This window comes from Protofrankia sp. Cj3, from assembly GCF_917627355.1.
GTDB lineage: Bacteria > Actinomycetota > Actinomycetes > Frankiales > Frankiaceae > Protofrankia.
In genome coordinates this window covers 1-12,002 of the sequence record NZ_CAKJTR010000147.1, presented here as the reverse complement: position 1 = coordinate 12,002, position 12,002 = coordinate 1, and the positions used below count along the sequence as shown (strand labels likewise).

General features: G+C 71.7%; 7 protein-coding genes and 2 pseudogenes. 2 read left to right on the top strand and 7 right to left on the bottom strand.

Annotation, left to right across the window (positions count from 1 at the left end):
- Nucleotides 1–909 (bottom strand): reverse transcriptase domain-containing protein (locus tag MJ783_RS17650; protein ID WP_370651673.1); only part of this gene is annotated, 909 nt, incomplete at its 3' end.
- Between the two features lie 621 nt (nucleotides 910–1,530).
- Between MJ783_RS17650 and MJ783_RS17645 the strand changes: the two genes are divergently transcribed.
- Both MJ783_RS17645 and MJ783_RS17640 read left to right on the top strand, forming a co-directional pair.
- Nucleotides 1,531–1,734 carry a hypothetical protein gene (locus MJ783_RS17645; RefSeq protein WP_239311686.1) on the top strand — a complete coding sequence of 68 codons (204 nt, stop codon included), beginning with the start codon at nucleotides 1,531–1,533 and terminating at the stop codon, nucleotides 1,732–1,734.
- Nucleotides 1,727–4,132 carry a site-specific integrase gene (locus tag MJ783_RS17640; RefSeq protein ID WP_239311684.1) on the top strand — a complete coding sequence of 802 codons (2,406 nt, stop codon included), beginning with the start codon at nucleotides 1,727–1,729 and terminating at the stop codon, nucleotides 4,130–4,132. The genes MJ783_RS17645 and MJ783_RS17640 overlap by 8 nt, the downstream gene beginning before the upstream one ends.
- A 355-nt stretch (nucleotides 4,133–4,487) precedes the next feature.
- Here the strand turns inward: MJ783_RS17640 and MJ783_RS17635 are convergent, their stop codons facing one another.
- From MJ783_RS17635 to MJ783_RS17610, 6 genes and pseudogenes are all read right to left on the bottom strand, one after another.
- Nucleotides 4,488–5,219, bottom strand: coding sequence for a dienelactone hydrolase family protein (locus MJ783_RS17635; protein WP_239311682.1), 732 nt, complete (start codon nucleotides 5,217–5,219; stop codon nucleotides 4,488–4,490).
- A gap of 608 nt (nucleotides 5,220–5,827) precedes the next feature.
- A pseudogene (locus tag MJ783_RS17630) lies at nucleotides 5,828–6,007 on the bottom strand (hydrolase Nlp/P60); the annotation flags it as partial.
- 45 nt (nucleotides 6,008–6,052) lie between these two features.
- A complete protein-coding gene (locus MJ783_RS17625; protein ID WP_239311680.1) occupies nucleotides 6,053–7,063 on the bottom strand; it encodes a replication-relaxation family protein in 1,011 nt (336 codons plus the stop codon).
- Between the two features lie 32 nt (nucleotides 7,064–7,095).
- A complete protein-coding gene (locus MJ783_RS17620) occupies nucleotides 7,096–9,591 on the bottom strand; it encodes a TraM recognition domain-containing protein (protein ID WP_239311678.1) in 2,496 nt (831 codons plus the stop codon).
- A gap of 33 nt (nucleotides 9,592–9,624) precedes the next feature.
- Entirely contained in the window at nucleotides 9,625–11,514 is a 1,890-nt protein-coding gene (locus MJ783_RS17615) for a VirB4 family type IV secretion system protein (protein WP_239311676.1), read from the bottom strand.
- Nucleotides 11,511–12,002, bottom strand: a pseudogene (locus MJ783_RS17610) (PrgI family protein); the annotation flags it as partial. The gene MJ783_RS17615 and the pseudogene MJ783_RS17610, both read right to left, overlap by 4 nt.

Below are 12,002 nucleotides of genomic sequence, written 5' to 3'. Positions count from 1 at the left end.
CGAACCATGCACCAGCACGACAAAATCGTCCGCATAGCGGACGATCCGCCACGTCGGTGCCCCCTTGGAGCGGCGGTACGCGCGTTTCCCGCTGGTCGACATCGGCCCGCCGGGCTTCCACGGCTCCATCACATGCTCGTCGAGCACGGACATCGCCACGTTAAAGATCAACGGGGACAGGATGCCGCCCTGTGGCGTGCCGGTCATCGTCCCCTGCACCGCGCCGGGCTCGGTGAGGATCCCGGCCTTGAGGAACGCCTTGACCAGCGCCAGCACACGCTTGTCCTTGACCCGCAGCCGCACCCGGTCCATGACGGCCGTGTGTGACAGGGAGTCGAAGGCCGCCTCGATGTCCGCGTCCAGCACCCAGCGGTAGCCCCGGGTGCCGAAGTGGTGGATCTCGGCGATCGCGTCGTGGGCGCGCCGCAGGGGCCGGAACCCGTACGAGACCGGCAGGAAGTCGGCCTCGAAGATCGGTTCCAGCACCAGTACCAGCGCTGCCTGCACGACCCGGTCCGCGATCACGGGAATACCGATCTTGCGGACCTTGCCCGACCCACCCGGCTTCGGGATCTTTCGTTCCTTCACCGGCAGCGGTCGGAACGAGCCGTCCTTGACGGCGGCCCGCAGGTCGTCCAGGAACCCGGACACCCCGATACGCTCCTCCACGTCGGCGACGGTCAACCCGTCGACACCGGGAGTGTTCGCACCGCGGTTGCCCGCGACCCGGTCGAACGCCACCAGCAGCGTCGCCGGGTCATACACGAGATTGAACAGGTCATCGAACCTGCGGCCAGGATCGGCCGCCGCCCAACGGTGAAGCTTGGCCTGCATCTCCGATACCCTCACCCGCGGCCCGGCCGGACCAGAGCGAGGAGCGCCGCCATTCGGCGGCGCATCTGCCGGCATTGCAGCATCCATCCCTTCTCGAAACCGCTGCCGTCCTTCCCCATGCGGCCGGCTCTCCCGGCCTCGGAGTACTACGACGGCTCCGCCCCGCCCCAGACCGATCGGCGGTCGACGCGCCCAGCCCCGCCATCGCCACTGGACGCGGCGGACAGGGCAAGGCCCGGGACGGTTCCCGTGTTCACTGTGGTTCGCTCGTCGGAGGAGGAGCCCGACTATGCCCCTGCGGCCTCGCCACGAGTACGCCGCAGACCTTCCTCGTGGCCTCCTGGACGGCTCATGCCCACCGTCCCCGGAGTTCCCCGCCCAACATCCAGACGGGTACGCACCGCTCCCGGCCCAGATCCGTCAGGTTCGAGCCGGTGCCTGATCAAGGGGGTGTCACACGCCGGTTCCTCGCGTACTCCTCTCCGTCCCGCTCGCCGGACCCGGACCATCTGACGGTGCTGACCCGTCCCGGCTTTGTCAGGGCTGCTCCCACCCTCCCCGGCGTCACCCGGATCAGGCTGCCCCCAGCTCCACCGTCCTGCTGCGACAAGATCGGTGGCGAAGGTCTCTCACCTCCACTCGAACCACAGCGCCTCACGGCGCACGCACGACACCCGCCACACCGCGGCGGTCAGGATGGCCGGCGACGACAAGCTCACCCTCGCCGAGGTGCAGACGATCTTACGGCATGCGCACCTGGACACCACCGGCCGATACCTGACGGCGCGGGTGGAGGACCTGCACGACAAGCTTCTCGAGCACTACACCCGGCCCCGGCCGCAGCCCGTCTACGCCGCCGGCTACGACCCCGACGACATCAAGGCGGTGTTCGGTGCCTGACGCCGGTGGCGCCACCCGCCAGAGCAGCAAGGGCAGCAGCCGCTTCGTCAGCGTCAACGCCGCCCCCGCGCCCCGCCCGGCGGTCCCGCCGCGCCCCCGCGGCGACCTGATCCGCGCCTGCGTCGAGGACATCGCGCAGGCGGTGCGCACGACCTGGCCGACGAAGTCGGCGGACAACCGCTGGCGGCGCAGCCGCGGCACCCGCGACCTGCTGCACCACCTGAGCACGTTTCCCGGTGAGAGCTGGCAGCAGCGGTGGGAGGCCAGCGGGTTCGACCAGCCGGGCCACCCCGTCTCCGTGCTGCGCTCGGCACCGCGGGACCGGAGCCAGATCGGGACGGGTGCCGCGTGCCTGTTCTGCCTGCGGGTCATCCAGCCGTCGCTGGCGGCCTTCCGCTCGAACACCTTCCTCTACTACGGGCCGCGGTTCCTCACCGCACAGGGCGACCCGCTGCTGGAGAAGTTCTGGGCGCAGGTGCAGGAGATGCCGGTGAACCCGGCCCACCACGGCACCGCACTGTTCGACGTCGCGACCGCCCTGACCACCCAGGGCATCGCGCTGGCCGACCTGACCCCGTCTGCCCTGCTGCACTACGTCTGGGAGTGCCGCCGCGGGGGGCTGGTGCTCGGGGCGCGCGGCGCCGGCAGCCGGTTCCCGGGGCACCTGGCCTGGCAGGCGCTGCACGCGATGGGGCACTTCCCGGAACAGGGGCCAGCGACGCTGAAGGCGGCGTTGCTGACCGGCCGGCTCAGTGCCGAGGAGATGGTCGGCCGCTACCCGATCCGCCACGCCGGCGTCCGGCGGCTGCTGGTCGCCTACCTTGAGCGCCGCCAACCCGACCTGGACTACTCGTCGCTGGACAACCTTGCCCGGCACCTGGCCAGCCATTTCTGGTCCACGATTGAGGCGCTCGCCCCCGGTCAGGCGGACCTGCGCCTCGACGGCGAGCTCTACCGGCGCTGGCGCGGGCAGGTCGCGCTGCGCGCGGACGGCGGCGGGCGCCGCGAGTTCGAGCCGATCCTGCGCGCCGTCCGGGCCTTCTATGTCGACATCCAGGCCTGGGCGCCCGCCGAACCTGAGCGCTGGGCAATCTGGGTGGCGCCCTGCCCGGTGCCCGACGCCGATGTGCGCGGGTTCGGGATCCGTAAACGGCGCGTCAAGGAACGCATGGACGACCGCACCCGCCAACGCCAACCGCTGCTGGCCACTCTGGTGGAATACATGGAGGCCCGCTACGAACACCTGCGCGCCGTGCTGGAACGCGCCTCCACCGCAGGCGCCGGAGAGACGATTACCCTCGACGGCCGCACCTACCAGCGTTTGTGGAGCCGGGCCGACGAGCGGCGGGTCAGGCACGGCGGGACGGCGAACGTGCGGGTCCTCGACCAGGAATCCGGCAAGCCCGTCAACCTCACAGCCGCCGAAGACGCCGCGTTTTTCGAGTGGGCGGTCGTGGAAATACTCCGCCACACCGGCGTCCGAATAGAAGAAGCGCTCGAGCTCACCCACCTGAGCATCCGGCAATACCAGCGGCCCACCGGCGAGGTTATCGCCCTGCTCGTGGTCGCCCCCTCGAAAAGTGACCGGGAGCGCGTCATCCCCATGTCCGCCGAGCTGTTCAGCGTCATCGCCGCGATCATCCGCCGGCACACCCGAGACGGCCGGGCCATCCCGCTGCTGCCACGCTACGATCCCCACGAGCGCCGAGCCAGCCCGGCGATGCCGTTCCTGTTCCAACGCAAGATCGGTACCAGCCTGGAGGTCGTCTCGCCGGCCACCGTGGTGAACATGCTCCGGCGCCGCTGCGAGGAACTCGCCGAACGCCACCCCGGCTTCCGCGCCGCCTGTTTCACCCCCCACGATTTCCGGAGGTTATTCGCGACGGAACTTGTGAACAACGGCCTGCCGATCCACATCGGCGCGGCCCTGCTCGGCCACCTGAACCTCCAAACCACGCGGGGCTACGTCGCAGTGTTCAACGAGGACGTCGTCCGCCACTACCAGGAATTCCTCGGCCGGCGCCGCAACACCCGCCCCGGCGACGAGTACGGAGACGTCACCGAACATGAATGGAGGGAGTTCGAGGAACACTTCGACAAACGCAAGGTCGAGTTGGGTGGCTGTGCCCGCCCCTACGGAACTCCTTGCCAGCATGAGCACGCCTGCCTGCGTTGCCCGATGCTGGCGATAAACCCGAAGATGGTGCCGCGCCTCGACGAAATCGAGGCCGACCTACTCGCCCGCCGCGCCCGCGCCGAGCAGGAGAACTGGCTCGGTGAGGTCGACGGCCTCGACCTCACCCTCACCTTCCTCCGGCAGAAACGCGAGGACACCCGGCGGCTGGCCCGCATCGCCCCCGTCGGCCTCGGCATACCCGTCATCGCGGCGCCGCGATGACCTGAGTTCCCATGGGATCGTTCCCAGCACTCGGTGAGATCGAGGGCATCGACCTCACCCTGGCCTTCCTGCGCGACAAGCGTGCCGAGGCGCACCGGGTTCAGCAGCGAGAGCCGATCCACCTCGGCCTACCAGCCGTCGGCCCCTGGAACGGATCAGGACACCAACACCAGCGGGGCCTTCGCCGATGTCAATCTGGAGACGCGCCGGCCCCGACCGGGGCCGGTACCGCCGCGGTCGGGGCGGTTGTGCATCTGCTAGCCACCGCTCATCGAGGTGGGCCGGGACCTGTCCTCGATGAGCGGTGGCCTGGCCGACAGCTCCTATCGTCTGCTGCTGGCCTGACGGCCCGGCCTCACCTCAGGTGCCGGGTGAAGAATCCGGCCGCGGCGTCCCCCGCGAACTGCGGGACGCCGGTGTGCCCGCCCATGTTGGCGTGCAGTGTCTTCTCCTTGGAGCCGAAGGCGTCGAACAGGTCCAGGGCCGCCTGCCGGTCGTTTCCTTCGTCATCCCACTGCAGCAGGACGTGCAGCGGGATGGTGACCCGCCGAGCCTCTTCGAACATAGTGCGGGGCACGAAACTCCCGGCGAACAGAACGGCGGCCGAGATGCGCGGCTCGACCACCGCCAGCCGGATACCGATGGCGATCACCCCTCCCGAGTAGCCGACCGGGCCGCCGATCTCGGGCAGCGACAGGAGGGCGTCCAGGGCCGTCTGCCATTCCGGGACCGCCTTGTCGACCAGCGGGAGGACGAGCCGGTCGACGATGTCGCCGTCGACCGGCTCGCCGGCCTTCAGCGCCCGGCGCAGGTCGGCGCGGGCCTCCTCGGCGGCGGCGGAACGGGGCCGGTCACCGCTTCCGGGGAGCTCGATGGTCGCCGCGGCGAAGCCGTCCGCCGCGGAGCGCCGGGCCCGGGCCACCAGTCGCGGGTGCATCGTGCCCAGGCCGCCGGGGTGGCCGAGCAGGATCAGCGGGGCCGGTGCGGATGCGGATCCGGGTGTCCACAGGATGCCGGGGATCTCGCCGAGGGTGAGTTCGCGCTCGAGGACACCGTCGTCGAGGCGCTGTTCGGAAGTGAATCGCATGGTCGTGCCTTTCGGGAGTGCTCGTGAACGGCGCTCCCGGACGACCTATCGCCCGACCGTGACCCCGGAGGGGAGCACCCATGTCGATACTGCGTTCACGGGTATCACCTCCTCGTTCTCTGGCGCGGCCTCCGGAAAGGTAGCAGTGGTCGCCGTGGTCCGCCAACAGGTTTTGCGGAGGCTCCGGGCCCGCCGCGAAGGCAGTCACGCTCAGCCAGCAAGATCCAACGGAGTCACAGTCACTCGCTTGACAAGTGCAGAGAAGCCACCGCCACCACCGCAGCAGGTCGTACGCATAGCTGCGGACGCTGCCCGGCCGGTTCCCGCGCGCGAGGAAATCCAGCAGAAACCGCCGGACCGGTTCGACCTCCTTCCCGGTGTCGTCCACCAGCAGCCACGGCAGTACGCCCGTCGCTGGCACGACCCGCCCCCACCGGGGCAGACGGATCATCTCGACATCCCGCGTGACGTGCTCGGTCATGCAGCCTCCCCTCGATCAGCTGCATGACTCCTACCGATCAAGAAGCTGCCAGCCCAGCACCTCCACGGCGTTTCCGCTGGTAGTCCGGTCAACGGGGCGATTTTGCCGATGGCGGCGAGGATGCTCCAGTCCAGTCCAGTCCAGGGCAGGTGGCGGCGGCCCGCATGTAAAGGGTCAGGTAGTCGGCGGGGATGTCGTCGAGGGCGTCCTGGCTGGGTGAGCTGCCGCTCCCGCAGCCGAGGAACCAGCCGACGACGGGCAGGCACAGGACGCGTTCGGCCATCTGCGCGGCGGCGGCCCCCAGCATCACGATGAGCAGGACCACCGCGGCGAGGTACTTGGTCGTGGCCGGTCACCCCCGGTACTTCTCGGGTGGCATCGGCGCGGGAGGCCGCAGGCCCGCCCCCGCGAGGGTTTCGCCGGGCCGGTCGGTCACCGGCGCGAGCGCCGGCAGCCGGGGCCAGGCGCGGGGCAGCTGGTCGAGGGTGAGCCGGCCGGCGCGGCTGTGGGCCAGGGGTAGCCAGCGGGCGAAGGCCGGGTCGAGCTGGGCTTCGGGTGGAGCCAGGGTGGCGGCAGTGGTCGCGACGGGAACGGCGTCGGGCTGGTCGAGCCCCGCCGCGTTGGCCAGGGCCCGGCGGGCACGGGTCTCCCGACCGGCGGTGGGGAACCAGAACAGGACCGGGGTGGCGATGCCGGTCGCGGCGGCGAGCCGCCCGTAGTTTCCGATCTTCGCGGCGAGGCGAGGGTAGGGCTCGGTGGCCCAGTCGAGTTCGAGGAACCATTCGATGTCGCCGCGGCTGCTGCTCCACCGTCCGTAGGCGTCGGGGCGGACAATGTCTCCGAACGCCCGCCGGCAGCGGGCTTCCGACCACCAGGCGGTCAGGGTGCCGGGTGGGTTCGGCTGGCGGGCGTGGGCGATGAGGTGGGTGAAGAAGCCGTTGACGGCGACGCGGTGGGCGAGCTGGGGCCAGTGGGCGACGCCGAGCGCGCGGTCGTGGCGGTAGCCGGTGTCTTTGAGGTCGATGCTGTCCTCAGCAGCGAGGACGGCGGCGCCGGCGACGTCGCAGACGTAGTGCGCGGGTGGCATGCCCGTACCGAGGGGGCTGTGGGGCTGGAAGCGGTCGATGACGCGCCACCGGTAGAGCGCCAGGAGCCGTTCGTTCGCGGTGCGCCGCGTGGTCCAGCCGGCCTGGACGAGCTGGTGGGTTGTCAGGACCCGGTGCTCGAACAGGAGCCGGGCGATCCACCGGTCGCGCGGTGTGAGATGGGGGGTGAGGTTCGCGAGATGCTCGGCGTCGGCGACGACGCGGGTGGCGGGACGCAGCGGGACGCGCAGGGCGCGCTGCGGCATCGGTTTGGCCATCGGCGGTCCTTCGGATGGGCAGGGGGCGCGGGTCAGGCGACGCGGCGGGGATCGGAGGTGGGCCGCGGACCCGGTGTGGCAGGAGCCGGCGGGGCGGGCGTGGCGGCGCGGCAGCGCAGGGTCCGGCGGATCTGGGCGGCGCGGCCGGGCACCGGCGGGGGCAGCTTTTCCGTGACGACCGTGAAGGCGGGGGCTTCTTCCCCTGCGACGACGAGCCGGGCGGCGGCGTGGAACTTCCCGAGGTTGGCCAGGTCGTGCTCGGCAAGCCGGGGTTCGGTGTGCCGGGCGAGCCGCTTCGCGTCCGCCGGACTGACCGTGAAGTAGATCTTCGAGCGGGCGTTCGCGCCGATGGATTCTTCGAGGTGCCGTGGCAGCTGGGTGAGGTTCTGGTGCGCCAGGGTGATGCCGAGGCGGTAGCCGCGGGCGGCGGCGAGCATGTCCTCCAGCGCGTAGGGCAACGTCAAGAAGTTGTGTGCCTCGTCCAGGTACAGGGCCGCGTCGGGCCGCTTGCCCTGGGGAAGGCGGGCGCGGCGGGTGGTGGCCTGCCAGACGGCGGAGACGACGATCGAGCCCATCAGCGCGGCGGTCTCGACGCCGAGGGCGTCCTGGGCGATGCGGACCAGGCACACCCCGCCGTCGTTGAGCACGGTGTCCATGTCGACGGTGGACGGGCCGGCGGCGATCGCGGCCCGGACGAATGGACGCAGGAGAAAGCCGCGGAGTTTGTTCATCAGGGGGGCGACGGCGTTGGCTCGTGCTCCGTCGGAGATGGACTCGTACCAGGTCCAGAAGCCGCGTAGGATCTCGTCGTTGATCTCGCCCAACGCCCGGTGCCGGTAGGCCGGGTCGCTGAGGAGTTTGGGCAGGTCGGTGAGGACGGGGACGCCGGGCTGAGCGGCGAGGGTGAGCAGCCCGGCGCGGAAGATGTCTTCGGTACGCGGCCCCCAGCTGTCGGCATACACGCGGCTGAAGATGCTGACGAGGTTGTCGACGGCGCGTCCCCGGTCTGGCTGGTCCAGCGGGTTCAGGCACGGCGGCCGGCTGGACGACTCGGCGTCGAACAACGTGAGCCGGTCGACGGCATCGAGGGGGTAGCGGGCGAGGATGTCGATGCTTTGGTCGCCCTTCGGGTCGACGTTGACCACGCCGCGCCGGGCGGCGACGTCGTCCAACGTCATGCGGGCGAGCAGTTCGGATTTGCCGGCACCGGTGGCGCCGATTACGTGCAGGTGGTGGCGGGCGTCGGGGACCCGCAGGCCGACGGGCCGGGTGTGACCGGCATCGGTTCGGCCGATCGGGCGGATGTCGGGGCCGTGGCCGGCGACACCGGGCGGCGGGGCGACCGCTTTCGCTCCGGCGCGTTGCAGGCCGGGGATCGCCTCATCGACGGGTAGGTGCGCCAACGCTCCGACCTCGCCAACGGAGAGCAGGTCACCGTGGCCGAACTGGCGGGAGGCCAGGACGGGCAGCGGCCGGCGTAGCCGGATGCGTCGGTAGTAGTTGTGGTCGCCGTAGGCGGCGAACGCCGACGCGATCGCGTGGGCCCGGCCGCGCAGCTGGCTGGCCACCTGTGTGGTGGTGTCGTCGTCGGTGTGGTCGTCGAGGATCGCGGCGATGGCGTAGCGGACGCGGACCTCGAACTGGGCGCCGCGGCCTTTGGTGACGATGGCGCGGTCCTCCGCCGACAGGGCCATCGACGTCTGGTGGTCGACCGTCACCGGGGTAGGGGTCCGTCGAGTGCGCCGCGTCCGGCCGGTGCGGGGGGTGAGCAGGTCCAGCAGCCCACCGATCAGGTGCGCCGAGCCGCTGGAGCGCACCCGGCGGGCGGCACGGCGCGCCCTGGCGACGCGGCGGCCGGTGACTGGGCGGGCCAGGATCTGCACGACCGCGCGCTGGGTGCGGGCCAGCCCGCTGGGCGCGCCGAGCAGGGCGCGGATCGGGTCGGCGTCGTGGTCGACCCGGATCGGGAGCGCTTCGGGGCGGGCGAGGCGGAGTTCGCCGCCGGCGGCGAGCAGCCGCCGGCCGGGCCGGGCCACGACCGGGAGCGGGGCGCGGGCGGGGGTGGTGCGGGTGTGGGCGCCGGGCCAGGCTGCCTCGACGGCCCGTTCGACGAACCCGTCGGGAACGACGCCGGGGACCCAGATCCGGATACGGACCCCGTCGGCGTCGAAGAGGTACTCCCACACCAGGTGGGGTTGGCCGAGTAGGCGTCGCCAGCCGGGGCGGAGCAGGCCGAGCAGGTTTGACCACAGTACGGTCGCGCCGGCCGGGTCGACGGTGGGTGGGGCGAGGACGGTGACGAGGCGGGCGCCAGCGGTGAGTCGCTGCTGGTAGCGGCGCCCCACCCACCGGCGCAGGGTGAGCAGGCCGACGGCGGTGATGGCGAGCAGCGGGCCGGCGACGGGTCCCCATGCCAGCGCCCACGCCCGCAGGTGGCTCAGCAGCTGGTGGACGAAGCCCCAGGGGTCGGTCAGGTAGGTGGCGATCGGCGACGACGGCGTGGTGGTCGCCGCTGCGAGTAGATCCATGGTTGCGACCTCCTGGTGGCCGGTCGGTGCTGGTCAGGCGGTATCGAGGTAGATCTGGCCGTCCAGATCATCCGGGTCGTCCGGGTCGGCGAGATCGAAGAAGCCGTCGTCGTCGCCATCGGGTGCGTCGGCGGTGAGTTCGGCCGGGTTCGTCGTCACCAGGCGGTGTTCGGTTGGCGACGCCAGGGCCTGGAAGGCGACCCGTTGGGTGCCTGCGGCCAGCAGGCCCTGCCCCCGGTCGGCGGAGAGCAGGAACTGCCGTTCGCCCTGGGACAGGTCGAACACGGCGGTGATCTCGTCGATCGCCTGCGGAGCCTGCCGCAGCAGGATCTGGGTCGCGGCGTTCGTGACGATCGCCTTGCCGAGATCGGTAGCGAGCACGTCCGCGGTGTCCTGGGTCGCCACCGTCAGCCCGGCCCAGTACTTGCGGGACGACTTCGCCATCCGGAACAGGAAGTCCGCGCCGGCCGGTTGGCGCATCAGCAGCCACGCCTCGTCCACCACGACCATGCGGGGCCGCCGGTCGGCGGGGTTGGAGACCCGCCGCCACACGGCGTCGAGGACGAGCAGTGTGCCGATGGCTTTGAGTTCGTCGGGCAGGTCGCGCAACGAGTAGACGACGAGGTGGCCGTCGCCGCGGCCGGTGGTCGGCCCGTCGAACGGGCCGGAGAACGCCCCGGCCGTGAACGGGTGCAGCCGGGCGCCCAGCGCCACCGCCGCCGGCTCCTCGGAGGCGGCCAGGGCGGTGGCGAGGTCGGCGAGCAGCGGCGCCGGCCGGCTCCAGCTACCGGGGTCCGAGCTGATCCCGGCCGACTGGTAGGTCGCGGTGATGGCGACGTCGAGCGCCGCCCGTTCACCGGCGGACAGCTGCCCGACCAGCATCGAGATCACCGTGTGCAGGAACAGGCTGCGGCGCACCAGCGCGTCACGCGGCGCGGTCCGCCGGCCGTGCGGGGTGGTCTGGATGGGCAGGTCGAACGGGTTGATTCGCACGTTGTCGCCGCCGAGGTGCAGGTAGCTGGCGCCGACCGCGGTGGCGAGGCGGGCGTATTCGTCTTCGGGGTCGACGACGTGGACCTCGATGCCCCGGTACAGCGAGCGCAGGAGTTCGAGTTTGACCAGGTAGGACTTCCCGGCACCGCTGCGGCCGAGGATGACGGCGTTGTGGTTGTCGATGTCGCCGAACCGGTCCCAGTGCACCAGCCCGTTGCTGGCGACGTTGAGCCCGTAGAGCACCCCGGTCGGAGCCAGAGAGGTTGGGTCGGCGGGTGGCAGGTCGGGTGAGGTGAACGGGAACGCCGCGCTCAGTGCCGCGGTGTCGAAGGTGCGGCGCATCCGTACCTGGTCCAGCCCCAGGGGCAGGGTGGCGACCCAGCCTTGCAGGGAGCGGTAGCTGGTGGGTTTGGCGTCGAGCAGCAGGCTGGCGGCCAGCGCGCGGACGGCGGCGACCTCGTCGGCGAGCGCGTTTTCGCTGGCGGCGTGGATGGTGAGGTAGAGGCCGAGGCGAAACAGTTTACCTTCACCGCGGGCGACGCGGGCCGACAGGTCGTAGGCGTCCTCGGTCGCGGCCTCGACCCGCGGGTCGATGAGCCGTCCTTTCTCGTCGCCGAGCTGCCGGCCGGATTCCAGCTTCGACAGCTGCCGGCGGAGCCGGTTCGCGGCGGTGACGGGGTCGATGGGTTCGATGTGGACGGCGACGTCGACCCGGCCCGGGTAGGTCAGCAGGGGGGCGAGCCAGCCGGCGTGGACCTCGCGGGGATAGCCGGTGATGGCCATGGTGGCGAGGAAGTCCCCGCCGACGTCGAGGTGGCGGGGGGCGACGGTCAGCGCGTCCGGGACGAACGCCGCCGCGGCGGCGTCCACCGGTCGGGTGGACGGGCCGTGGGTCGGCGCGGGCGCCCGGCGTCGGGCTCGTCTGCTCATCGGGCGTGTCCCCTCCGCGCTGTGTGTCGTGCTGGCCGTCGGGAGCCGCCGTCGGAGCGCCCGGCGGGCGGGCGGAGGGCTGGCAGGTCCCAGAAGTCGGGGCCGTCGGCGTCCACTGGGCCGTCCCCGTCCCCATCGGCGTTGTCGTTGTCGAGCCGGTCGCCGTAGCCGGGTCCGGCCGCCGCGTCCGGGTCGTCGAACCCGGCCTCGTCCAGGAACCCGTCGCCGTCGGGGTCGGGCTGGTAGGCCGGGTAGTCCTCGGGGAGGTCTGCGGTGATGACCTCGTCGGGGGCCGCGAGCGCGGCCGGCGGCACCAGACCGGCGGGGTTGCACGCGGCGGCCAGCACGCTGGTCGCCGTACCTGCGTCCAGCGGTGTGACCACGATCCCGGCCGGGGCCAGCAGGTCGGTTGCCTCGGCGAGGCGGCGGGCCAGCCGGGTGTGCGCGCCGCGGCGGGTGGCCTCACCGGCGCGGCGGGCGTCGCGGGC